Annotated in this window: 22 protein-coding genes and 1 pseudogene; 9 read left to right on the top strand and 14 right to left on the bottom strand. The window is 43.8% G+C overall.

Annotated elements, in window-relative coordinates; translation table 11 throughout:
- Positions 1–45 precede the first annotated feature (45 nt).
- Positions 46–366, top strand: a complete 321-nt coding sequence (locus tag NST31_RS12755; RefSeq protein WP_077109736.1) for a general stress protein — start codon at positions 46–48, stop codon at positions 364–366.
- Between the two features lie 423 nt (positions 367–789).
- On the opposite strand, the gene NST31_RS12750 is transcribed toward NST31_RS12755, so the two are convergent.
- Genes NST31_RS12750 through NST31_RS12735 form a run of 4 tightly spaced genes read right to left on the bottom strand, consistent with a single transcriptional unit; the run spans position 790 to position 3097 of the window.
- A complete protein-coding gene (locus NST31_RS12750; protein WP_077109678.1) occupies positions 790–1818 on the bottom strand; it encodes a ThiF family adenylyltransferase in 1029 nt (342 codons plus the stop codon).
- A 5-nt stretch (positions 1819–1823) separates the two neighbouring features.
- Positions 1824–2057 (bottom strand): molybdopterin converting factor subunit 1, encoded by a 234-nt coding sequence (moaD, locus tag NST31_RS12745; RefSeq protein ID WP_077109679.1) that lies wholly within the window; start codon positions 2055–2057, stop codon positions 1824–1826.
- Positions 2050–2514 carry a molybdenum cofactor biosynthesis protein MoaE gene (locus NST31_RS12740; protein WP_077109680.1) on the bottom strand — a complete coding sequence of 155 codons (465 nt, stop codon included), beginning with the start codon at positions 2512–2514 and terminating at the stop codon, positions 2050–2052. Before NST31_RS12740 ends, moaD begins: the two co-directional genes overlap by 8 nt.
- A complete protein-coding gene (locus tag NST31_RS12735; protein ID WP_077109681.1) occupies positions 2504–3097 on the bottom strand; it encodes a molybdenum cofactor guanylyltransferase in 594 nt (197 codons plus the stop codon). The genes NST31_RS12740 and NST31_RS12735 overlap by 11 nt, the downstream gene beginning before the upstream one ends.
- Before the next feature lie 451 nt (positions 3098–3548).
- On the opposite strand from NST31_RS12735, the gene pdxK reads away from it, so the two are divergent.
- The 3 genes from pdxK to bshB2 all read left to right on the top strand — a co-directional run bounded on the left by pdxK (position 3549) and on the right by bshB2 (position 5665).
- Positions 3549–4355, top strand: a complete 807-nt coding sequence (gene pdxK, locus NST31_RS12730; RefSeq protein ID WP_077109682.1) for a pyridoxine/pyridoxal/pyridoxamine kinase — start codon at positions 3549–3551, stop codon at positions 4353–4355.
- A 257-nt stretch (positions 4356–4612) separates the two neighbouring features.
- Positions 4613–4960 (top strand): YojF family protein, encoded by a 348-nt coding sequence (locus NST31_RS12725; protein ID WP_077109683.1) that lies wholly within the window; start codon positions 4613–4615, stop codon positions 4958–4960.
- 21 nt (positions 4961–4981) lie between these two features.
- Positions 4982–5665: a bacillithiol biosynthesis deacetylase BshB2 gene (gene bshB2, locus NST31_RS12720; RefSeq protein ID WP_339161010.1), complete on the top strand. Its 684-nt coding sequence runs from the start codon at positions 4982–4984 to the stop codon at positions 5663–5665.
- Positions 5666–5761: 96 nt separating this feature from the next.
- On the opposite strand, the gene NST31_RS12715 is transcribed toward bshB2, so the two are convergent.
- Positions 5762–6634 (bottom strand): Cof-type HAD-IIB family hydrolase, encoded by an 873-nt coding sequence (locus NST31_RS12715; protein ID WP_339161007.1) that lies wholly within the window; start codon positions 6632–6634, stop codon positions 5762–5764.
- Positions 6635–6817: 183 nt separating this feature from the next.
- On the opposite strand from NST31_RS12715, the gene NST31_RS12710 reads away from it, so the two are divergent.
- On the top strand, positions 6818–8143 hold the full coding sequence (locus tag NST31_RS12710) for a short-chain fatty acid transporter (RefSeq protein ID WP_339161004.1): 1326 nt from the start codon (positions 6818–6820) through the stop codon (positions 8141–8143).
- A gap of 47 nt (positions 8144–8190) precedes the next feature.
- Here NST31_RS12710 and recQ read toward each other — a convergent pair.
- The 4 genes and pseudogenes from recQ to NST31_RS12690 all read right to left on the bottom strand — a co-directional run bounded on the left by recQ (position 8191) and on the right by NST31_RS12690 (position 14062).
- Positions 8191–10276, bottom strand: a pseudogene (recQ, locus tag NST31_RS12705) (DNA helicase RecQ).
- Between the two features lie 59 nt (positions 10277–10335).
- Complete coding sequence (locus NST31_RS12700) at positions 10336–11295, bottom strand: L-threonine 3-dehydrogenase (RefSeq protein WP_339161001.1); 960 nt, start codon at positions 11293–11295, stop codon at positions 10336–10338.
- Between the two features lie 272 nt (positions 11296–11567).
- Positions 11568–12761 (bottom strand): glycine C-acetyltransferase, encoded by a 1194-nt coding sequence (locus NST31_RS12695; protein ID WP_339160998.1) that lies wholly within the window; start codon positions 12759–12761, stop codon positions 11568–11570.
- A gap of 1016 nt (positions 12762–13777) precedes the next feature.
- Positions 13778–14062, bottom strand: coding sequence for a DUF3139 domain-containing protein (locus tag NST31_RS12690; RefSeq protein WP_077109690.1), 285 nt, complete (start codon positions 14060–14062; stop codon positions 13778–13780).
- A 163-nt stretch (positions 14063–14225) separates the two neighbouring features.
- Between NST31_RS12690 and NST31_RS12685 the strand changes: the two genes are divergently transcribed.
- On the top strand, positions 14226–14891 hold the full coding sequence (locus NST31_RS12685; RefSeq protein ID WP_339160994.1) for a transposase: 666 nt from the start codon (positions 14226–14228) through the stop codon (positions 14889–14891).
- Between the two features lie 40 nt (positions 14892–14931).
- On the opposite strand, the gene NST31_RS12680 is transcribed toward NST31_RS12685, so the two are convergent.
- From NST31_RS12680 to NST31_RS12670, 3 genes are all read right to left on the bottom strand, one after another.
- The gene (locus tag NST31_RS12680; RefSeq protein WP_339160992.1) at positions 14932–16020 is read right to left on the bottom strand and encodes a hypothetical protein; all 1089 of its coding nucleotides are present in this window, start codon (positions 16018–16020) and stop codon (positions 14932–14934) included.
- Between the two features lie 224 nt (positions 16021–16244).
- Complete coding sequence (locus tag NST31_RS12675) at positions 16245–16442, bottom strand: SE1832 family protein (RefSeq protein ID WP_339160989.1); 198 nt, start codon at positions 16440–16442, stop codon at positions 16245–16247.
- Positions 16443–16487: 45 nt separating this feature from the next.
- A complete protein-coding gene (locus NST31_RS12670; RefSeq protein ID WP_339160987.1) occupies positions 16488–17687 on the bottom strand; it encodes an MFS transporter in 1200 nt (399 codons plus the stop codon).
- Positions 17688–17808: 121 nt separating this feature from the next.
- On the opposite strand from NST31_RS12670, the gene NST31_RS12665 reads away from it, so the two are divergent.
- Positions 17809–18786, top strand: coding sequence for an NAD(P)H-quinone oxidoreductase (locus tag NST31_RS12665; RefSeq protein WP_339160984.1), 978 nt, complete (start codon positions 17809–17811; stop codon positions 18784–18786).
- A 31-nt stretch (positions 18787–18817) separates the two neighbouring features.
- Positions 18818–19615 carry a YihY/virulence factor BrkB family protein gene (locus NST31_RS12660; RefSeq protein WP_339160983.1) on the top strand — a complete coding sequence of 266 codons (798 nt, stop codon included), beginning with the start codon at positions 18818–18820 and terminating at the stop codon, positions 19613–19615.
- On the opposite strand, the gene NST31_RS12655 is transcribed toward NST31_RS12660, so the two are convergent.
- Together NST31_RS12655 and NST31_RS12650 are read right to left on the bottom strand one after the other, a co-directional pair.
- Positions 19606–21189, bottom strand: coding sequence for a bifunctional UDP-sugar hydrolase/5'-nucleotidase (locus NST31_RS12655; protein WP_339160980.1), 1584 nt, complete (start codon positions 21187–21189; stop codon positions 19606–19608). The two genes, NST31_RS12660 and NST31_RS12655, sit on opposite strands and share 10 nt — an antisense overlap.
- Before the next feature lie 80 nt (positions 21190–21269).
- Entirely contained in the window at positions 21270–22181 is a 912-nt protein-coding gene (locus tag NST31_RS12650) for an LD-carboxypeptidase (protein WP_339160978.1), read from the bottom strand.
- A 110-nt stretch (positions 22182–22291) separates the two neighbouring features.
- On the opposite strand from NST31_RS12650, the gene NST31_RS12645 reads away from it, so the two are divergent.
- On the top strand, positions 22292–23050 hold the full coding sequence (locus tag NST31_RS12645; protein WP_339160975.1) for an AAA family ATPase: 759 nt from the start codon (positions 22292–22294) through the stop codon (positions 23048–23050).
- The last annotated feature ends 105 nt before the right edge of the window (positions 23051–23155 follow it).

Genomic DNA, 23155 nt, shown 5'->3' with positions numbered 1-23155 from the left:
TGGTGGATCCATTCGTTCCCCAAAAAGACTTCGGAGGTGTCTTTTATGAATACAGTAAAAGTATGTGAAAATGGGTTACAGGCAAAAGGAATCATTAACCAGTTAACAGCCGAAGGCTACGATCGGGAAAATATATATGTATTTGCCCACGGCGAGGAACGGGAAAAGGATTTGGCGGATGCTTTGGAAACGGGAAAAGTCGGAATATCTGAACAAGGCTTAGTAAACACGGTAACAAACGTATTCCGCGAAAGAGGAGATGAGCTTCGTTCCGAATTGGAAGCAGTTGGGCTAACCGAAATAGAAGCCGAGAAATATGAAAAAGTATTGGACGGCGGAGAAATCGTATTGGTAGCAAAAAAATAATAGATCGATTGGCTAAAAGCAGGTGAACCACTTCACCTGCTTTTGCAGTTCTTGAGATGAAAAGGGTGTCTTCTCTCCATAAGAATGATGAAGCCGTCACCTCTTTTAAAGTGCGACTTATTATCAAAAAATGCTTATGCTCCATTCACGCGCTCATATAGAGTGAGACGACTTCGATATAGGAATACCTTTGGCTATCGCTATTTCAATTCACGTACTCATGTAGAGTGCGCGCCGAATACAAGCGCTTTGGCCAAATTTCAATTCACGCACTCAGGTAGAGTGTGACGTACGAGGCCAGACGCTAGACATTGACATTGAAACGATTTCAATCCACGCGCCATGTAGAGTGGCTGAGCGGTTTGACTTAAACCATGGTATTTCAATCCACGCACTCGCAGAGGCGAAAAACCGGCCCTATTACTACCCTACTAAAGAATGGTAAATTTTGCGGGCTGTATCTGGGTTGCTTGTGCCATGAATAAGCGCACGGCCATCGCGAAAAAAGACAGCTCTCGCTCCTCCCTTGCGAACGGAAACAAGAAAAGGGTTGCCGCCTACCTCATATCCCGCTGAACGCCATTGCCTGACCATTTTCTCCAAAGGAAAATCTCTCTGGTCTGCCGGCCTGATTTGCACCGTATCACGGCCACATAAAACAGCCACCTTCATTTCATGGGCCGGGTCCAAAAACGGGTATGCCGGCTCTTCTCCGCATGAACGACAGCCACTTTCTTTTAAAGCATCCGTCTTTAGTGATAAGTAGTTGTTTTCCCACAAATCGAAGGAAACGTACGCCTGATTAACCGCCGCTACATTGCCAGATAAAATTTTTAACGCTTCCGCCCCCTGGTGGGCTGTTACCATTTGAACCGCTGGCGCGATAATGCCAACGGTGTCACATGTCTGTCCCTGTAATGGGATTTTTTTTATCAAGCATTGAAGGCATGGTGTCACATCCGGCATGATGGAAAAGGCCATGCCAAAGCTGCCAAGGCAGGAGCCGAATAAATAAGGAATCCGGTATTTTTGTGCCAAATCATTCATGATAAATCTTGTTTCAAAATTATCCGTTCCATCTATTAATAAATCCGCGCCATCTATCACATTTTCTAACAAAGGAGCATCTGCCTGGGCAACAATCGCGGTTATATCCACTTCTTTATTAATAAGCGCCAACTTCTCTTTTGCCGCCTCCGCTTTTGGCCACTTTTTCCTGGCGTCTTCCTCTGTAAACAAATGCTGGCGCTGCAAATTACTCATTTCTACATAATCCCTGTCAATCAAAATCAGCTTTCCGACTCCGGCCCTTGTCAAAAGTTCGGACGTGTTTGTTCCGAGCGCTCCGACGCCGACAATAATCGCGCTTTTGTTCCGAATTTCTTTTTGCCCGGTGGGTCCAATCGGCTTAAATAACTCCTGACGAGAATAACGGCCTGCTGGGGTGGTCATTATCATCACCCTCCGCTGACAGGAGGAATTAACGCGATTTCGTCATGTTCCCCGATGACCTTTTCATCTTTGGCAAATTCTTCATTGACGGCAATCATAATACCGTCCAAACTACCCAATGACGCTTTTTTTTCAAGGTAAGCACGCAATTCCCCGACTGTTTTGCCGGCCGCATTGATTTCTATGAAACTTTTACCGGCATTTTCCTTAAGTTGGGCAAACAACAGTACTTTATTCAACCAAATCACCTTCCTTCGGTTTCCCTGTCGCATATTCTTTCGTTCCTTGTTGGTTGCCGATCCATTCCTCCCCATCTTCCCAATGCTCTTTCTTCCAAATCGGAACCATTTCCTTTACTCTTTCAATTGCATATCTGTTTGCCTCATATGCTTCCGGGCGATGGGGAGAGGAAACAGCGATGGCAATGGCGATATCGGTTATTTCAAGCCGGCCGATTCGATGGACCATGGCCACCTCGACAACAGGCCATTTTTCCTTCATTTCCTTGACAATTTGTTCCATCTTTTTAAGAGCCATAGACTGATAAGCCTCATATTCCAAATAAAGGGTTTTCCTTCCATGTGTCAGCTCGCGTACAGTACCGATAAACGTTGTCACGGCTCCTGCTTCTCTTCGAACGACTTTTTGAAAAACGTCGTTTATATTGATGGGCTCTCTCGTAATCTCACATGTCATTTTTCTCACTCCCTTTGGCCAATTCGCCAGCTTTTATGTAGTCTTCCATTGTATTCATATTCCAGATATCCAGAGTACCATCATCAACTATCATATATTCGGCATCAATCCGGTCAAGCAATGCTTTTACCGACCGTTTCCCTTCCTCCAATGCCGCTTTTGCCACTTCGGCAATTCGAGCATTATAAGCGCCAAAAAGCGGGTGGATCCGTTCAGAATCTCTTAGTATAACAGCATCCCGATCATTTTTCTTTAAAAGATCAATCAATTGGCACCCCCGTTTTGCAGAAGCAAACGGCATGTCGCAGGCTACAATCAGGCACGGTCCGTTTCCAGCGGTATGCAGCCCTGTATAGATCCCCGCAAGCGGTCCCTGCCCCCTAAATGCAGCTTCATCTTCCAGGACACGCACATTCAGGTTTTTATAAGTTTTCACATTATTGGCGATCACTATGATTTTTTTTGACACAGGCTCGAATTCGGCAATGAGCCGGTCTATCACGCGGCGCCCACCTACTTGCATAAGCGCTTTATTTTGTCCCATTCGACTTGATTTTCCCCCGGCCAAAATAATGGTTTCCATATTATGCCTCCCGAATGTAAGAACTAAGTAGTCCCTCTGGTAAATAATCCTGTCCGAATTGAGAAAAAACAAATAGGGATGAGCATATTGCAGGTTGTCCTCCAAGCGGCAGCGCGGGTTCTCTATATGTCACAATCCTGTGCCATCTGATAATGCGCCAAAAAATCCACTTGCTGTTTTTCAAAAATGCCATGATAGTTCGCACCGGAAACCCGTCATTTCGGCAAGCCCTATTGAACAACAAAAAAATGGTGTTAGAAAAATGAGATTGTCATCATTATAACAGAAATGACGTTCTTCTTGGTTCTTGGGACGCGGAGTGCTTGTTTAAGCGCGCTCAAAATCTATGTCAAGCATACGCTTGATTCACATGGTGTGTGGGAATTTTCTTTTTCCCGCGAGAGGTATATAATAGTGGGACTGGTACAACCTTTAAATTGGAAGGAGCACGATTTACATGAAAAAAGCTTTGACACTCGCTGGGTCCGATTCCAGTGGAGGAGCCGGTATACAAGCGGATTTAAAAACTTTCCAAGAAAATGATGTGTACGGCATGACGGCACTCACTTCCATTGTGGCAATGGATCCCAACAATCACTGGAACCATGAAGTCTTCCCCATTGATGTCCAAATCGTAGAAAAGCAGTTAAACACGATCCTTTCTGTTGGAATCGACGCGATGAAAACGGGCATGCTCGGTTCAGTAGATATTATCGAGCTTGGTGCCAAAAAAATAGATGAACACAAATTGAAAAATGTCGTCATCGATCCCGTTATGGTCTGTAAGGGTGAAGACGAAGTCCTTCAGCCGGAAAATACCGACGCGATGCGCGAATTGCTCGTTCCCCGCGCCACCATCGTCACGCCCAACTTGTTTGAAGCGTGGCAGCTCGCCCAAACTGGGCCGATCAAAACAGTCGATGACATGAAAGAAACGGCCGCTAGAATTCATGAACTCGGTGCTCAACATGTGATCATTAAAGGAGGAACAGGGTTACAGACGGATAAAGCCACAGACCTGTTCTATGATGGCAAAGAATTTATCTTATTGGAAAAAGACAAGCTCGATACAACATACAATCATGGAGCCGGCTGTACATTTGCCGCTGCTATTACAGCAAACTTGGCAAAAGGAACATCTGTTAAGGATGCCGTCCTTGCCGCAAAAGAATTTGTTACGGCCGCCATTAAGCATGGATGGAAATTAAACCAATATGTCGGTCCAGTCATGCACGGCGCGCTTCATAAATATGAATAACCATTCCCGTTCTGAAGGACTGTTTGGTGTCCATTTCATAAATAAATAGGAACATCAAGGAACCCCGGCGGATGCCCTTTCTGCCGGGTGTTTTTTTCTGAGAAAACGCTGAAAATCTTTTTTTAGCGATATTCATTTGATTGTTGAATCATTGAAAAAGAGTTGACACTCTCCCATCGTAAAAATCCTATCTTTCGTAATTCCATTCATTTTTTAGTAAAATGAGCATAGGCTCACGGGTGAAGGAGGTAAACAACTTGGAAGAGATCAATATTCAGCAAGTCCAACATATGATCAATCGCTTTGCTGGAGAAGCGGTGTTCATCCATTTGGAAACAACAAACGGTGCGTACGCTTCCCATAAAGATGCGTCATTTTTCTCATCAGGTGCGTTTATTCGCAATGCTGAAGTATGTTATGAACATGGAAAGATTACAGGCGACGGTCCTTATAGAGTAGGCTTAAAGCTCCCGATTGGATGGATTTATGCGGAGGGCTTGACACATTTTGAAGTGGATGATCTCGGAAGACTTCTTCTTGCCGGCCATGATTATTCCGGAAAATTGGCCGTTGCCTTGCAAATAAGCAAAACACCTTTTAAATAGATTCAAAAGGAGCTGACGCCAATGGAAAAAGAACGGCACGTCCTTGTTGTTTTCCCGCATCCCGATGATGAAGCCTTTGGCGTATCGGGAACGATCATCAAACATATCCAAAACGGCACGCCGGTCACTTACGCATGCCTGACACTTGGCGAAATGGCGCGGAACTTGGGAAATCCACCTTTTGCCACGAGAGAGTCACTGCCTGAAATCAGAAAAGCGGAGCTTATAAAGGCAGTCAATATTATGGGTATTCAAGATCTTAGGCTTATGGGCTACCGGGATAAAACACTCGAATTTGAAAATGAGGAAGAATTGGCCAATATGGTCTTCAAAATGATTGAAGAGTTAAACCCATCCTTGATTATTTCGTTTTACCCAGGTTATTCCGTACATCCGGACCATGAAGCAACCGCCCGGGCTGTTGTCAGAGCCGTCCGCAGGCTGCCGAAGGATAAACGGCCAAAACTGCACTGTGTCGCCTTTTCCAACAATCACGAAGAGGAACTCGGAAAAGCCGACATCATCCACGACGTCAGCGATGTTTGGGATCAAAAAGCCGACGTCCTGAAGGCGCACATCTCACAAACTGCGTGGATGATGGATGAAATGCTCGAACAAGTTGCCGCAAAAAATCCGGCCTGGGTAGAGAGAATGTTAAACGAACGTTTTTGGACGTACAACTGGGAAAAAGATCAAGTATTGTAAACAGCATGCGAAAAGAAAAATAAAATGTACCCCATAGGCAACTTTTAAGTGCTGCACTATCGGGTACTTTTGCTGCATTTTCCTACAGGCTTATCGTTATGAAATCGGCATTTCCTCAAGTATCTTATAAATGGCTTCCGCCACTCCGTCTTCCGTATTTAACCCTGTCACATAGTGACAAGCGTCTTTTACTTCCTGTTCAGCATTCCCCATTGCCACCGAGTGTCCCACCATCCTGAGCATCGATAAATCGTTGTAGTTATCTCCCAGGGCCATCGTTTCTTCCATGGAAATCCCCCGTTTTTCCACATATCTTTTCAGAGCGGACCCTTTTTGGGCATCCCGGTGCGTAATTTCGATATTGTGGCGCCCTGACGCGGTAACCGTTATTCCCTTAATGACTTCCAGCCGTTTGCTTAAATCGGCAAGCAGTCCCATATCTTTTGAAAAGCCAAAAAACTTATAGGTGACGCAATCTTCGGCGGCAAAAATTCCGTTATAGTTATCCACGATCTGAATAGCTCTTTTTTTGAAACGCTTTTCTACTCTATTTCTTAAACTGGAGACTTCAAGGGACGGATTTGCCGTCCGATAAATATCCATCACTGCCTGAATCCCTTTTTCAAAACTCGTCGTATACGTTCCCTGGCTCGTGTACAGTTCAAAATACACACCGGCCCTGTTGAGCACGGAAGCAACGGTATTTGCCGTTTGTTCATCGAGTCCGACCCCGTATTCAACCTCCCCATTTTCATCACGAATTTCTGCTCCATTCAGTAAAATCGCCGGGCAGTCAATATTTGTATGGTCCAGCACGTAACGCATGTCATGATAAGATCTTCCAGTGGCCACAAGAAAGTCTATTCCTCTCGCCCGCGCCTCCTGAATCGCTTCCTGATTGGCTTCACTCACTTCCTGATTGGCGTTGAGCAACGTTCCGTCCATATCGGTGGCAATACATTTAATCAATGACAAGTCTCCTTCTGTTAAGGGCTGTCATGCCCCCTTGATATCGGCTTGTATTCTATCGAAAATAAACTGAAAATGCAACGAAAACTCACAAAGGCTGGCAATCATAAAGGATTTTTACAAAACAATGTAGAATATACCTTACATGAAGTAAGACCAATCCATATATGGAGGTTGATAGTCTTGAAGAGGTTGATCGGCTTTTCAACCGGGTTAATGCAAAGGTATTTGCCTGACCCCTTCCTCTTTGTTATTCTATTATCGTTTATCGTCTTTATTCTTGGCCTTATTTTCACGAACAGCACACCGTATCAAATGATCCAGTTTTGGGGTGAAGGCTTTTGGGGGCTGCTCGAATTTTCCATGCAAATGGTGCTTGTTCTCGTAACAGGACACGTGCTGGCAAGCAGCGGTGTTTTTAAAAGAATACTTGGTAACCTTGCCGCGCTTGCAAAATCTCCAGGTTCTGCCATCATCCTTGTAACCGTCATTTCCACGCTGGCAAGCTGGATTAATTGGGGATTTGGGCTTGTGATCGGCGCTCTTTTTGCCAAAGAGCTGGCGAAAAAAGTGCAAAATGTGGATTATCGCCTGTTAATAGCAAGCGCTTACACCGGTTTCATCGTTTGGCACGGCGGTTTTTCAGGCTCTATTCCCTTATCCATCGCCACACCCGGTCATCCGTTTGAGGATAAAATTGGAGTTATTTCAACAGGTGAGACGATTTTTGCTTCATTTAATATGATCATCCTGCTTGCACTGTTTATTGTTCTTCCTTTATTAAACCGCATGATGATGCCCGATAAAAACCAGACGGTAACGATCGATCCGAAGTTGTTGGAAGGAGCGGATCACCTACAGGCAGCGACACTTGAAAAAGAGCAACTAACCCCTGCTGTCAGACTGGAAAATAGCCGAATGGTATCCATATTGACAGGTATTTTTGGCATCATATTTTTAGTCTATTATTTTTCAAAAAACGGATTTCAATTGAATTTGAATATCGTCAACTTTACATTTTTAATATTTGGGATTCTTTTTCACGGAACTCCGGGAGCGTTTTTGAGAGCGGTTTCCGAGGCTGTAAAAGGGGCTGGCGGAATCATTATCCAATTTCCGTTTTATGCCGGCATTATGGGAATGATGACCGTTTCAGGACTGGCAACCGTAATGTCTGAAGCATTTGTTGCCATTTCCAATGAGTTTACATTTTACTGCTTTGCTTTTTGGAGTGCGGGACTCGTCAACTTTTTTGTGCCATCCGGAGGGGGCCAATGGGCGGTTCAAGCTCCCGTCATGCTGGAAGCCGCAAAAACAATGGGGGCATCCGTTCCGAAAACAGCGATGGCCGTTTCATGGGGAGACGCGTGGACCAATATGATCCAGCCTTTTTGGGCACTTCCTGCCCTTGCGATTGCTGGTTTAAAAGCACGGGATATCATGGGTTTTTGTATCATCACCCTTTTTGTAAGCGGAATCATCATCAGCCTGGGGATGCTTTTCCTGTAATCCAATCAAACGTTTGATTGGATTACAGCTTCCATTCAAACGTTTGATTAAACTGTTTTTTGTTTTTCCAAATAGGCCCTTATCATGAAATAACTGACTTCCTCCGGGAGAAGCTCCTTAATCGGGGTCAGCCTTTCCATTCCCGCTTCCCGCACAGTTTCTGCGATGATTTCCTCATAATGTTCCGGAACGAACGTCGACCCATTAATCGGCAGGTTATCCCCCGGGCATGTTAATAAGTGGGTTTCAATTGTCCGGTCAGACAATTGCCGGACTTGAGCAATTTCTGCTATCTCCATGCCTTGATTCCGCATCTCATATGTAATATGGTGACTAGGCGTGTCCCCGCGCTTAGCTGCTCGAATGTTGGCAGTACCGGGCAATTTCCGCCAGAAAAGCGGCGCCGTATGCTTCCAGCTTCTTCCTTCCTACTCCTTTGATTTGGCGCATTTCTTCTTCCGTCATGGGAAGATGCGCGCTCATTTCTTTTAGGGTCGTATCTGAAAAAATGATATATGGAGGCACTCGTTCGGAAGCGGCAATATCCCTGCGGAGCTTTCTCAACGCATCAAACAACAGATTATCTTCCACAACTTGTGAAATACTCACTTTTTCTTTCCGTTTGACTTGCTGATTCCCCCGCAATACTTCGGCTGCTTTCTCAGTAAGCATCAAAACGGGATATGTTCCATCCGTTGGCCGCAAATACCCTTCTGCTGTTAAAAAGTCGATCAGCTCGGCTGTTTCCTTTTGCGTTTTTTCACTCATGATTCCGTACGTTGACAGCTTGTCAAAACCAAAACTCCTGATCTTTTGATCAGAAGAGCCAGTCAACACTTTTGCGATCATTGTTTTTCCAAACTTCTCATTCATGCGCCAAATGCATGAAAGTACTTTTTGCGCTTCAACGGTGACATCTATTTGTTCCCTGTCATCCGTACAGTTTCCGCATCGTCCGCACTCCGCCGACGACTCTTCACCAAAGTAATGGAGTATATATTGCTGTAAACAAGATTCCGTATGGCCATAAGCCATCATCTTTCTCAGCTTGCCATATTCATTTTCTTTTCGGAGTTCGTCCATCTCCGATTGCTCAATTAGAAACGACTGAATGTGACTATCCTGCGGGGAAAAAAGTAAAATGCAGTCACTATCAACACCATCGCGGCCCGCCCGTCCGGCTTCCTGGTAATATGCTTCAAGATTGCCCGGAAGGTTATAGTGGATAACAAACCGGACATTTGATTTATTAATCCCCATACCGAATGCGTTTGTGGCGACCATCACCTGAATATCATCGTATAGAAACTGTTCTTGATATTGGCTGCGCGCTGTTTCCGACATGCCCGCGTGGTATTTTCCCGCCTTTATTCCCTTTCCCGCCAATTGGCGTTGTAACCGCTCCACTTCTTTTCTCGTCGCGGCATATATAATACCGGCTTGGCCGCTGTTCTTCTTTAGGTAATCCATTAAGAACAGATCACGATCTTGGCCCTTAACAACATGGAAATGCAAATTTTCCCGTGCAAAACCAGTCACAACGACATGTTTTTCTTTTATATGGAGCAGTTGGCGAATGTCCTCCCTCACCTGCAAAGTGGCAGTGGCCGTCAAGGCGAGTACGACAGGTTTCGGACGGATACCGGCAATCAGCTTTTGGATTTTTAAATAGCTTGGCCGAAAATCATGGCCCCATTGAGAAATACAGTGGGCTTCATCAACGGCAATAAGAGAGATATGAACCTGGCGTAAAAGCCGCAAAAAACTTGGGGATTCCAAACGTTCCGGCGCAATGTAAATCAATTTGAACTTTCCATGATAAACACCTGAAAGCCGCTCTCTCATTTCTTCATCAGAAATACTGCTGTTAATATAGGTTGAGGGGATGCCCAACTTTTCCAGCGCGTCCACCTGGTCTTTCATTAACGAAATAAGCGGGGAAATGACCAGAGTAATCCCGCGCAACATAAGGGACGGGATTTGGTAGCAAACGGATTTCCCTCCTCCTGTCGGCATGATACCGAGCGTATCATGTCCTCCCAATACATGTTGAATAATGACATCTTGACCTTGGCGAAATTGTTCATATCCAAAATATGACCGCAACAGGTCTTTTGCTTTTTTCAGCAACATTACAAACCTCCAATTGCCAATATGTCCATTATACAAAAAAAGAAGCCCCCCAGCCATGGTCAGGAAGGACTTCTTTCCAGTTTTGCTTCAATTTTATCAAGCATATCCGCAGTCATTTTCGACAAATCATATTCCGCATTATACCCCCATTCGGTACGGGCGCACGTATCATCAAGAGAATTCGGCCAACTGTCGGCAATTATTTGCTTGATCGGTTCCACTTTATACTGGATGGAAAAATGCGGGATATGTTTTTGGATTTCCTTTGCGATGGCCTCGGGATCGAGGCTCATGGAAGTAATATTATAGGCATTGCGATGTTTGAGCCGGTTAGGGTCCGCCTCCATCAGATTGATAATGGCTTCAAGCGCATCAGGCATATACATCATATCCAAGTATGTGCCTTTTTGAATACACGATATATAAGATCCTTTTTGCACCGCGTCGTAATATATTTCAACGGCATAGTCCGTCGTTCCGCCGCCTGGAGGAGCCAGATGGGAGATAAGCCCAGGGAAACGAACGCCACGCGTATCCACCTTGTATTTTTTAAAATAATATTCACATAAAAGTTCACCCGACACCTTATTAATACCGTACATCGTTTCCGGCCGCTGAATCGTTGTTTGTGGGGTATTCGTTTTTGGTGTCGACGGGCCGAAAGCGGCAATTGAACTGGGAACAAAAATTTTCATATTCAATTGCCGGGCAGTTTCAAGTGCATTGATCAAGCCATTCATATTCAAATTCCAAGCGACTAACGGCTTCGTTTCGGCCACCGCGGATAACAGGGCTGCCAAATGAATGATCGTATCTGCTTTAAAACTACTTGCGACTTCCTGCAATTTTTCCCCGTTCGTCACATCCACTATTTCAAACGGCCCCGAATCTACGACCTCCCCCAAGGATGTCCGGATGTCTGTCGCAAGAACATGTTCTTTGCCATATTCTTGCCGCAGCCTTAAAACAAGTTCTGAACCAACTTGGCCAAGCGCGCCAGTCACCAAGATTCTTTTCATTAAAAAATTCCCCCTTGGTTCACGAATAAGGCGAAACTTCAATCATCGGGTCCCGCTGATCAAAAGTAGAACAAAGGTTAAGATCGTCATGTCCCGTTGGCAAGCTCGGAAAGCGCCTTCCTCGAAAAATCCTTGCGATGACGATACCAAGGCTTTCCTTTTCTTGTCGCCACAGCGCCCTTTAGCAATTGAGCGCTTGTTGGAGATAACCTCCTTCCAGATTGGATAGAAGAAGGAAAGTCTTACTGTCCGTTCATATGAGTAAATTCACGCTAAATAACACCGAGTTCCTTGCCGACTTTTTCATATACCGCAATGGCACGGTCCAGCATGGCTTTCGTGTGTACCGCTGTCGGCATATTGCGTACGCGACCGGTTCCTTTTGGCACAGTAGGAAAAACAATGGACTTGGCATATATGCCTTCTTCAAATAAGCGTCGACTAAATTGTTGAGTTGTTTTTTCCTCTCCAATGATACATGGCGTGATCGGCGTTTCACTTTTTCCAACATCAAATCCCAGCGATCGCAATCCATCTTGTAAGTAGCGGGCATTCTTCCAAAGACGTTCGCATAATTCTGTACTTTCCATCAAAACCTCAATCGCTTTTGTCGCTGCCGCAGCATCCGCGGGCGTAACAGCCGTTGAAAACAAAAAAGGCCTGGAGCTGACTTTCAACCAATCAACTACTAATTTTTTTCCCGCAACATACCCGCCAACCACACCGATCGCTTTGGATAATGTGCCAATTTGAAAGTCAATTTCTTTTTCCAAGCCGAAGTGCTTCACTGTTCCGGCTCCTTTTCCAAGAACACCGGAGCCATGCGCATCATCCACATACGTAATCAAGTCAAACTCTTTGGCGATCTCCACGATGTCAGGTAACTTGGCAATGTCGCCATCCATGGAAAAAACACCGTCTGTTATGATCATGATTTTGCTATAGTTGCCCGACTCCTTCGCTTCCTTTGCCTTCTTGCGCAAATCGTCCATATCCGAATGATTGTATCGGATGATGGTTGCGCGTGAAAGCCTGCACCCGTCAATAATGGAAGCATGATTTAATTCATCCGACAAGATTGCGTCATGTTTATTCATGACGGCTGATATCGCAGCCATATTGCAATTAAAACCGGACTGAAACGAAATGGCCGCTTCTGTTCCTTTAAAGTGGGCAAGTGTTTCTTCCAGCTTATCGTGGAGTGTGAGCGTTCCGTTAATCGTCCTGACAGCCCCCGCTCCGACCCCCCATTCTTTGACAGCGGTAATAGCCGCTTCTTTCAAGCGCTCATCCGTTGCCAAACCAAGATAATTATTGGAGGATAAATTGATTTGCTCTTTTCCATTCATTTTGATAACCGGTCCGTTAGGCGTTTCCACCGTATCAATTTCGTTATAGAGGCCTTGCTCACGTAAAGCGGTTACATTCTTTTCCAAAAACTGCTTTAATGCTTCCGACATCGTCATCCCTCCTGATTATAATGGAACACACAATTGTTCACCTCAGAAAAACAAAATGAATATGGTGTTTCAATATTATACTATTTACCTAGTAAAAATATAATACATTGTTTTTCTTGAAAAGACAAACAATTGAAAGCGTTATTAAAAATAAAAATGAGCAGCACAACCCAAAGCCTCGGTTTGTACTGCTAACGTATAAAGGAGATGATAAAATCCATTCATTTAGTGGGTACCAAGATACAAGAGCCTGCTAACGAAATGTTTATTTTTGTAAAAACTTTATGAATCAGCTAGTAGCCTATGACAGTATCAGGGAAGATAAAATGATACGTGATCCCTCTCCCTCTAGGCATATACATTATGGACATTGAAAGAAATTCCTCAAACAAAGCTATCCCTTCATAAGGTTTTATCCATTTTAACTTTCGGTTAGGGATCGTTTATTCATATCATTATCGAAAAACATAAACCTCTAAAATGAATCTTCTCATTCATTGAATTTCCTCAAACCTTATTAAGCTCAATTCTTCAACCAATGTCACTGCTTGAGATTTTCCGAAAAACAGATTATGGAGGGTTATTTTTTGACTATTTCGTTTTCAATATAAGCTTGTCAACATTCTGCCTGTCGGTTGGCAAGGAGAAGGTTGTGTGTTGCAAGAAAAGAACCTTTTACGCTTCTGTGGAAAAGTAAGAGATAGCTCTCTGCAAAACAAGCGTGTGATCGTCGCAGGAGATACAGAACGCAGAAGTGGAAGCATGTTCCATTAGCAAAGAAGTTTAGTATTACTACTGCTGAGGCATTAGGTTCTGCAATATTAAATACCCACATGTTTCTGTGATGACGCCTCATATGCAGTTATATATAGATATTTCCATCCAAATAAGCAAGATCGATTTATTGGTTGAATCATGTAAAACGAACGAGAACATTGACTCCAAATTCAAATATGACAAACCTTATTAATTCTTTCATTTTTTAATTTTCTTCATGTTTACCAGGGGTTAAGTCATCTATCTTACGACTGTTTGATAACAATAATCGGAGGCTTTTGTTTTTTTCTATAAATATAAATATAAGAGATATCCGGTTCATCCTTATATACAATTTCCACATAATATTCTCCTACTTTTGAATCGTATAAGGTTTCCATAGATATGAAATCATCCTCATCCAACCCCTTACTTTTAACGTGTTCCAAGACTTTATTAGTAGTTATCGCTTTTTGAATGGGGTATTTATAAATAATAAAACCAGCAACGATTATAATGATAGACCCAAAAATAATAAGAACTAATCTCATAATAATATCATCCCTTTTTACATTTCCTAAAATAAGAAATTTCACATTATTCTGTTTATATTATACTATATTAAATAAAAAAGGGAGGTTTTATTTATGAAAAAAAATAGGTATTTTATTTGGAGCAGTACTCTTTTCGGTTTTCTTATCTTCATTTGTTCAAGTGAATGCAGCAGAAAATGAGCCGCACGAAGGTCTCGTAGAAAACATCACTGAAGAAGAATTTAAAACTCTCCAAGAAGAAGGTGTTTTGGATAATACTTTCACCTACGATGAGTATAAAGATTTGTATCTGGCGCATGATGATCAGTTCATCTGCCCAAATGGCCGGAAAGTGGTTTTTATAACATACAAAAATAAAAAGAATACCTCAGGCCATATCCAAAGCTATAAGATATACGAATGCGAGGACTGTTCCGATTGCCCGCCAAAAGCCCAATGCACAAAAGCCAAAGGCAACCGGCAGGTTCATTTAAATATGATCTATGAAGAGATGGAGGCAAAGGCGAAGACAGCCCTTGAATGTGAAGAGAACGCAGAAATCTACTCCAGGCGGAAGACCGAGATAGAAAATGTGTTCGGTCACATCAAGGGCAATCGGTCGTTCCGTCGATTCTCCCTGCGGGGACTCAAAAAGATCCACGTGGAATTCGGGATTGTGGCCCTGGCCCACAACTTCCTAAAAGTGGCGGGCATTTGCCAGCTACTTTCAAGGGGAGACCCGAAAAACACAAAATCAGGCGAAGGAAAACAAACCGTTTTCCTCCGCCTGATTTATTTTAAGGGCTTTTTAGAAACCTCCTGTCGCAGAAAAATCAGTCTGGGCTGACTTTCTGGACAGCGCCTTCTTACCTCTAGTCAAGTAGTTTTTAATGTTCTTCCAAGTTGTTGGCCAAGTGGGTTATTTCATTTGAAATATCCTTGTAAATTTCTAATAAGCGGGATTGATCAGATTGTTGTCGATAAATTGTGTCCAGTTGATCCTGAAACTGTTTGGCTTCGGCCAGAAACTTTTGTGCTTTTGCCATTTGTTCACGGTATTTGCTTTCCACTTTAGCGACCTCTTCCGCTATTAATTCATCTGTCCCTGGAGCGATCGTCAATTCATACATATCGATGACTTCGTCTCCCGCTCTTGATGGAAAATATTCGTGGGGTGCGGTGCTGTCAAAAACAGCCCAGCCTAATTCCCTTACAAGAACCATATCCAAGCTTTCCGGATCAAAGCCGCAATGATAGATTTCCATGTCATAACCCCGCTTTTCAGCCTGCGCGACAATTTTTTTCAGCAATGTCGACTTGCCCGTTCCCGCCCGGCCTTTTAACAAATATCTTTTCGTTAAACCTTCCGTAATATTTTCAACAAAATCAAACGAGCCTTGATGCGTTGTTGTTCCTAAAAATCGACGTCGGGCTGTCCCTGTACATCCTTTGGATGTTTCTCCAAATAATTTCTCGATTAACGATTGTGCCACATCGTCCGCTTTTGCGAAATCCATTCTGTCGATATACAACTTTTCCCAATCATCATGAATGCGCAATGCCTTCGCATAGCACTCGTACGCTTTGACCAGGGCTTGATTCTTATCTTCCATTATTTTTTCCGTTTCATTCTGGTTTTTTTCCATTACATCCAAATCAATCGTTTCCCAACCGTCACCGACAAAATGTTTTCCTACATTACGCGGCGGATCCCCATCCACGATGCCGAATCCGAGGTCACGGATGATAAAACCTTCTACGGCGTCCTGATCACTTGGCCGGTGGATTACTTCCAAATCAAAACCCTTTCCGATCCAGTCAGCCAATAACTCCCCGATTAACCGTGATTTTTCGACATGTGATTTTCCGGATAAAATAAATACGCGATCCAGTTCCCGCAAATTACTGTCGTACAAACAGTAAAAACCCTTTGCGGTATTTCCGCCGGCAAAGTACCGCAATACTTTCGCGTTCACTTTTTCACTCCTCAAACTTTAGCTTTTGTTTCTTTCTTCCAGCCTATGCAAGAAATTGTTGATGTGTACTTTATCCCGCATATAAAGTGCCGTAATACTCCCACTTCAAAACCTGAATTGATGCAAACGGTCTAAGTGGGAGAAAACGGCACCTAAATGCCCGATTTGTTCAACTAACATTCAGTAGGAGTTGGAAGAAACCTCCTACTGAATGAAGTTTCACTTTATATCTTTTTTTCGGCAAGTTCGAGTTCATCAAGCTGTTGATAACATTTCTTCAGCTCTATTTCCAATCCCTCGAGCTGTCTTTCCAGCGGATGAAGGTTTCCTTTTACATATTCCAGTTTTTCCAAGTCATGTTGAAGCCTGACATAATCCGCTTTAATATCGGCAATTTTATATTCGATTTCAGATTTTTTCATTTTCTTCCCTCCCTAGATTCCTGCATAAAAGTACGCCAAAAGCAATTACAGGACATATTTATTTTTTCCTGCGCCAATACCAGCCAAAGTCATTCCGCAAACGACCCCCATAAGGGTAATAATCGGCAATGTCCATGATTGTGTCAAGTCAAGTTCATATCCAATTAACATGGGGCCGATAGCGGACATTAAATATCCCAAAGATTGTGCCATCCCGGACAAACGTGCTGCATCCATCACATCTTTTGCACGCAAAACAAAGAAAGTCAAAGCCATGCTAAAGCCGGCTCCTTGGGCAAATCCCAATAATATGATGCAAACGGTCAACATCGCTTGGCCGCCCCCCGCCAAAAGACCGGAATAAGCAATCAAATAAATAGAGCCGATCACAAGTACGATACCTCTTTGGTTTTGTAACTTGCCGGCAATCACCGGGGCAATGAAAGAAGCCGGCAAACCCGCAAACTGGAGAATTGACAACATCCAGCCCGACATCGTGCGACTAAACCCATGGCTATAAGCAATTTCAGGAATCCATGTGATCAGAGAGTAAAATAAAAATGACTGCAACCCCATAAAAAATGTGACTTGCCAGGCAAGCTTGGAGCGAAATAAGCTACCATTAGACCGCACGATATGGATTTTCCCTTTTTCTTCCTTTTGCTTACGAGTTAGCGGGAGCCAAACAACAGACGCAATGACCGCTAACAAAGCCCAGGCCAATAAAGCATTTTTCCAACCCCATCCGAGATTTTCCGATAAAGGAACGCTGAGTCCGGAAGCGAGGGCTGCAAAAATTCCGAGCGACGTCGTATATACGCCTGTCATAAAGCTCGCTTTATCAGGAAATTTCAACTTAACAATGCCTGGCAACAATACATTGCCTATGGCAATGCCAATGCCGATCAGGACTGTTCCGAAAAAAAGCGTGCCGACACTTCCGCTTGAACGAATGATGATGCCGGCGGCCAACAACCCTATACCTATTAATATGGCGAGTTCATTTCCCAGTTTCCTTCCAATTATAGGGGCAAAAGGCGAAAGTGCGGCAAATGCCAGCAGAGGCAAAGTGGTAAGCATTCCAGCCACCCCGTTGGACATCCCGAGATCTGTGCGGATCGAACTAACAAGCGGACCGACAGAGGTAATGGCTGGCCGCAAGTTAAAAGCAATAAATATGATGGCACATACAAGAAATACTCTCTGATTTGCAGCTTGTTTTGTCATTGTGGAAAATTCGTTCATTACTTCATCAACCTCTTTTTAGAAACCCGATATTCTGGAAAAAACATGTTTATTTTTATACGATAACAGAGATAGCGCATATTTACATTAGTTTTGATTTTTCAAATTGGAACGGAGGGTCATGATGAAAGCAATCCTTGTAGATGAAAAAGGAAATGTAAAGATTGGAACTACAGAAAAACCGGACATTGCCCCTGATGAACTTCTTATTCGGGTAAAGGCGACTGCTTTAAACAGGGCCGATTTGTTGCAAAAACGCGGACATTATCCGCCGCCACCCGGTGCATCCTCTATTTTGGGTCTGGAAATGGCTGGAATTGTAGAAGAGATGGGAGAGCATGTTCAGGGTTGGAATAAAGGGGACCGTGTGTGTGCCCTTCTTCCCGGAGGCGGTTATGCCCAATATGCGGCTATTCCGGCAGGGATGGCCATGCCGGTTCCGGAAAACTTGTCATTTGAAGAAGGAGCCGCGATTCCGGAAGTTTTTTTAACAGCGTATATGAATATGTTTGACTTGGGGAAGCTGCAGAAAGGACAAAGCATATTGATTCACGCGGGTGCAAGCGGCGTCGGTACTGCCGCGATTCAGCTTGCTAGAGAAGTCGGCGCCAACATCATTGTCACCGCCGGGTCGCAAGAGAAACTCGACCTTTGCCGTTCTTTGGGGGCTGATACCGTCATCAATTATACAGAAGGTCCTTTTCTTCCGGAGGTAAAAAAAGCGGCGCCTGACGGGGTCGATCTTATACTGGACTTTGTCGGAGCCCCTTATTGGGAGCAAAATATAAACGCCCTGGCCCTCGACGGCAGACTTGTGTTGATCGGGACAATGGGCGGGGCCAAAGTAAAAGAGGTGAATTTGTTAAAAATAGTATTTAAACGAATTCAAATCATTGGAACAGCTCTTCGTTCCCAGCCTGTTGAGAAAAAAATCGCTTTAACGCAATCTTTTGCCGCTTTCGCCTTGCAAAAGTTTTCCGAAGGGCGACTAAAACCCGTCATTGATTCAGTGTGGGATTGGAAAGATGTCAATCAAGCACATGAACGAATGGAGAAAAATAAAAATGCGGGGAAAATTGTTTTGAAAATAGGGGAATAATACAAAAGAAGTACAACCCGGAGGGAAAGATATGAAAATCATTTCTTCTGTCTTCAAACGCTTTTTTACGGAACGGTTTCATGACCAATCTGCGCAAATGGCTTATTTTTTTATGTTATCTATCTTTCCCTTCTTAATTTTTGTTATTTCCCTGCTTAGTTTTTTACCGATCCATTCAGCAGACGTCTTGGCCGCGATACAACAATATGCTCCAAAAGGGAGTTATAAACTGATAGAAAATAATGTGATGGCCATTTTAAGCGAGCACCGGACAAGGCTGGCTTCCATCAGCCTGCTTGCCGCTTTCTGGGTTTCTTTCATGGCGGTGCAGTCGCTCGTCCGGGCAATGAATGATGCCTATGGCATTCACAGACAAGAAAGTTTTTTTCTCGTCTTTGGCAAAGATTTATTTTTAACTGCTATCATTATGGTGACATTGGCCATTTCCCTGCTCGTTCCCATTGGGGAGGAAATTGGCCACATCTTTTTATCCTCCCAGTTGGAACTCTCCCCTGTTTCTTATCAAACATGGATGATCATTAAATGGGGAATTGGTTCGGCTTATTTGTTTTTGTTCTTTCTTTTCTTTTACAAGCTAGTGCCCAGTGGCAAGGTTCCGCTTTCTTCCGTCCTGCCCGGAGCACTCTTTTCGACGATTTCTTGGCAAGCCGTTTCAATCGGATTTTCCTATTATGTTTCTTATGTCAATTACTCCCAACTTTATGGACAACTCAGCAGCATGGTGGTGCTCATGGTTTGGTTTTACTTGACCGCCGCGGTTTTACTGACGGGCGGTCTTGTGAATGCCGCATTTATCCATCAATCATAAATGACTTTCCAATTATGGTTTACCGTTGCCTTTACTTTTTTTCTTTCTAACAGGTAGTTGGCAATCAATTCAGATACATCTGTTGTGATTTCCTTTATGACCGGTTTCCCCTGAAACATGAAGTACTGCCCGCCGCCACCGGCCCTGTAGTTGCTCATGACGACATCGTAGTGGGCATCGGGCTTTACAGGAGCGCCTTTATATAGGAGCTTGACGATACGCTCTCCTTCAGGTTTGGAAATATTAATTGTATACTCGATCCCTTCCCACATATCATAGTTGTAATGCTGCGGTTTCGGGATTGTAAATGTTGGATTGACTTCAATTTTTCCGCCTTTATATTGTTTAAAATAGGAGGCCGAGCGCTCCAGGGCGTCTTTCATGTCTTTCCCCGTAATACGGACAACTTTTAAAGTATTCGGATATATGTAATTCGAAACAACATCTCTCATCGTCACATTCTCCGGAAATCCCGGTGATTCATTGTCAAACAAGGCAGTTGCGGAAATATCAACACCTGCCGCATCCATTTGCACTTTATTGATAAACTCGATTAATGGATGATCCCCCAATCTGATCTCCAACGCGTCTTTTACACGCATGTCCCCTTCTATTATGCCAATCGGCTGATCAAGCCATTGCTGGGTGATTTCCTCATATATTTTGACCTTCTCGAGTATTGTCCCATCCTCGGGCACACCGACAACAGGCAATAGTTGCGAATCCTTGTGAATGACTGTCCATTTCCCATCTCTTTTCCCCAGTTCCAATTCAGCCTTGCCAAGAAAAGAACCTGAGCTTCCCGGCTGAAGTACAATGACACCGTTCACTTTTTTCCCCGCAATTTGCCGATGCTGATGACCGGTAAGCAACACATCAATTCCCTCGACTTCATGGCATAGCCGATAGCCCTGATTTTCTCGGGTAATTTTTTCAATCGGTTCTCCTGTGTCTAAATCGCGTTCAAATCCGCCATGGTATGAAATGATGATCACATCAGCCTGCTTCTTTTCCTTCAAGAAAGGAACCCATTTTTTCGCTGTTTCAACCGGATCGTCAAAAGTGAGTCCTTGTATATGCTCGGGCTTTTCCCAATAAGGTATATAAGGCGTCGTTAAACCAAGCACGGCCACTTTTAACCCGTTTGAATATCGTTTTACCATATAAGGTTTTCCAAAATAAGGGGTGCCGTCCGCGCTGCTTACAATATTGGCTGACAACCACGGATACCGGGCTTGCGAGATGGCAGCTTCAAGCACTTCCATGCCATAATTGAATTCATGGTTCCCCAACACACCAGCATCATACTGAAGTTCATTTAAAACGACCACCATGGGGTTTGGAAGGTTGTTCCTGGAATCCGACCGAACATATTGATATGTTAACGGTGTCCCCTGGATCAAATCGCCGTTATCAATTAACAGGGTATAGTTATTTTTCTTTCTTTCCGCTTGAACAAGGGTAGAGATTTTACCGAGTCCGACATCTGCATATCCATTTGTTCCATAATGGATTGGAAAAATATGGCCATGGACATCGCTCGTTTGCAGGATTACGAGTTTCACTTTTTCCATAGATTTCATGTCTCCTCAACCAGTCAATTCATCATAATGGTATAATGTAATGTTCGTGGTAGCAAGAAGCTTGCCTAAAATCAATCACAAATTCGGAGACTTCGCTGAAAACCATTTATTTCGGCAAGCGTCCCGAACGGGAGCGCGACCGCAGGCCGGCAATGACCTGCCCGTAGGTTGAATAATACCGGTTTGTTAAAAGGCAGGAAAAATTCTTGAAATAAGTTTTCGAGCGTCCAATCATTGGTTGGCGGAGAACAACCTGTCCATGAACCGAGAACAATGCCCGCCGCGGCAGTAAATTTCCCGGCGATGGCGAGTTGAGTCAACATTCGGTCCACTCGATACCACTCTTCATTCACCTCCTCCAAGAATAAAATTTTCCCCTTTGTATCAAGTTCATACGGTGTCCCCATTAAACTGGCAATCAGACTTAGATTTCCTCCTGTTAATATGCCGCGGGCTTTTCCAGGCACGAAACATTCGATGGGCTCACCAACAGGATTATCAATGATGCGTGGTGAAAATGGACTTTCTAAAAACGACTGCAATGTATATTTGGTATATTCATCCGCATCAATTAAATCAGAGGCGGGCATTGGTCCATGTATAGTCGAAATCCCGCTTTTTTGTTGAAAGGCAATATGCAGGGCCGTAATATCGCTATACCCGATAAACAATTTGGGGTTATCTTTTATAAGCGTATAATCGAGCAAAGACAAGATTTGCGCTGACCCGTACCCCCCGCGCAAACAAAATATGGCAGATATTTCCGGGCTGGCGAACATCTTGTGTAATTCTTCAGCTCTCATTTCAGGCGGTCCCGCTACATATCCCCTGTATTCCTGAAAACATGTGTCGCCGACCTCTACTTCCCACCCAAAACCTTTTAATGCCTCCACACTTTTTCTGAGATATCCCGCTTCAACCGGGCCTGCCGGAGCTGTCAACCCAACTTTATCACCGGGAACAATGCCTTTTTTCCTTTTCATCTATTTCACCACCCATTAGGAAATTGTCGTTTATTGCCGGGGAAATATGTAACGATTTTTGACCGCAAATGTTGTAACATGGAATTAATATATACGTTGGGGCGATTCATATGAAACTACATCAATCAAATCAATATGTTAAAAGAATTGCATTGAAGAAAGAACAATTGCCTTCCATGTCCAAGTATCCTTTCTCCCTTCCGGCCGTCAAAAACCTGCAAGAACTTCATTTCCATCCACAAGTTACATACTTTGTCGGAGAAAATGGAATGGGGAAATCAACATTGTTGGAAGCTATCGCAATCAGTGCTGGGTTTAATCCGGAAGGCGGCACATTCAATTTTAACTTTTCAACCTATCACTCCCATTCCGAACTGGAACAGCATCTTCGGGTAATACGAGGAGTCCAAAAACCGAAAGACGGCTTTTTTCTGAGGGCGGAAACATTTTATAATGTGGCTACACATATAGAAGAACTTGATAGAGAACCGGGAACAGGCTCTCGCATCATCGACCAATACGGAGGAACTTCATTACATGAACAGTCTCACGGCGAGTCTTTTTTTGCCGCCTTCACAAATCGCTTTAGGGGAAACGGCCTATATATATTGGATGAGCCGGAAGCGGCATTGTCACCTTTAAGACAATTGTCCCTACTGGCCCGCATCCATGATCTCGCGGCGCAGTCTTCACAATTCATCATCGCCACCCACTCCCCCATCATGATGGCATACCCGGATTCAATCATCTATGAATGTACCAAAAATGGGTTACAAGAAACAAAGCTTGAAAATACAGGACACTATTCCATCATGAAACAGTTTTTTGATGATAAAGAGCGGCTACTTTATCATTTATTACAGAATTAGTTGTTTTGAACCGAGACGATGGGCAGCATTCAAATGCTGAAATGGAGATCCATTGTGAAACCTGCCGATAAACGAATGAGAATTGGAAAGGCCCGTAATGAAATG

Source organism: Siminovitchia sp. FSL W7-1587 (assembly GCF_037963795.1).
GTDB lineage: Bacteria > Bacillota > Bacilli > Bacillales > Bacillaceae_C > Siminovitchia > Siminovitchia thermophila.
The sequence above is the reverse complement of the archived record's forward strand: the minus strand, read 5'-3'. Positions and strand labels throughout refer to the sequence as shown.

Excerpts from the sequence above, each read along its gene's own strand:
- NST31_RS12755 (WP_077109736.1), top strand. The coding sequence starts at position 46 with ATGAATACAGTAAAAGTATGTGAAAATGGGTTACAGGCAAAAGGAATC.
- NST31_RS12735 (WP_077109681.1), bottom strand. The coding sequence starts at position 3,097 with ATGGAAACCATTATTTTGGCCGGGGGAAAATCAAGTCGAATGGGACAA.
- NST31_RS12740 (WP_077109680.1), bottom strand. The coding sequence starts at position 2,514 with ATGACATGTGAGATTACGAGAGAGCCCATCAATATAAACGACGTTTTT.
- NST31_RS12655 (WP_339160980.1), bottom strand. The coding sequence starts at position 21,189 with ATGGAAAAAGTGAAACTCGTAATCCTGCAAACGAGCGATGTCCATGGC.
- NST31_RS12695 (WP_339160998.1), bottom strand. The coding sequence starts at position 12,761 with ATGACGATGTCGGAAGCATTAAAGCAGTTTTTGGAAAAGAATGTAACC.
- NST31_RS12750 (WP_077109678.1), bottom strand. The coding sequence starts at position 1,818 with ATGACCACCCCAGCAGGCCGTTATTCTCGTCAGGAGTTATTTAAGCCG.
- NST31_RS12700 (WP_339161001.1), bottom strand. The coding sequence starts at position 11,295 with ATGAAAAGAATCTTGGTGACTGGCGCGCTTGGCCAAGTTGGTTCAGAA.
- NST31_RS12690 (WP_077109690.1), bottom strand. The coding sequence starts at position 14,062 with ATGAGATTAGTTCTTATTATTTTTGGGTCTATCATTATAATCGTTGCT.
- NST31_RS12670 (WP_339160987.1), bottom strand. The coding sequence starts at position 17,687 with ATGAACGAATTTTCCACAATGACAAAACAAGCTGCAAATCAGAGAGTA.
- NST31_RS12660 (WP_339160983.1), top strand. The coding sequence starts at position 18,818 with ATGAAAATCATTTCTTCTGTCTTCAAACGCTTTTTTACGGAACGGTTT.
- NST31_RS12665 (WP_339160984.1), top strand. The coding sequence starts at position 17,809 with ATGATGAAAGCAATCCTTGTAGATGAAAAAGGAAATGTAAAGATTGGA.
- NST31_RS12650 (WP_339160978.1), bottom strand. The coding sequence starts at position 22,181 with ATGAAAAGGAAAAAAGGCATTGTTCCCGGTGATAAAGTTGGGTTGACA.
- NST31_RS12675 (WP_339160989.1), bottom strand. The coding sequence starts at position 16,442 with ATGAAAAAATCTGAAATCGAATATAAAATTGCCGATATTAAAGCGGAT.
- bshB2 (WP_339161010.1), top strand. The coding sequence starts at position 4,982 with ATGGAAAAAGAACGGCACGTCCTTGTTGTTTTCCCGCATCCCGATGAT.
- NST31_RS12645 (WP_339160975.1), top strand. The coding sequence starts at position 22,292 with ATGAAACTACATCAATCAAATCAATATGTTAAAAGAATTGCATTGAAG.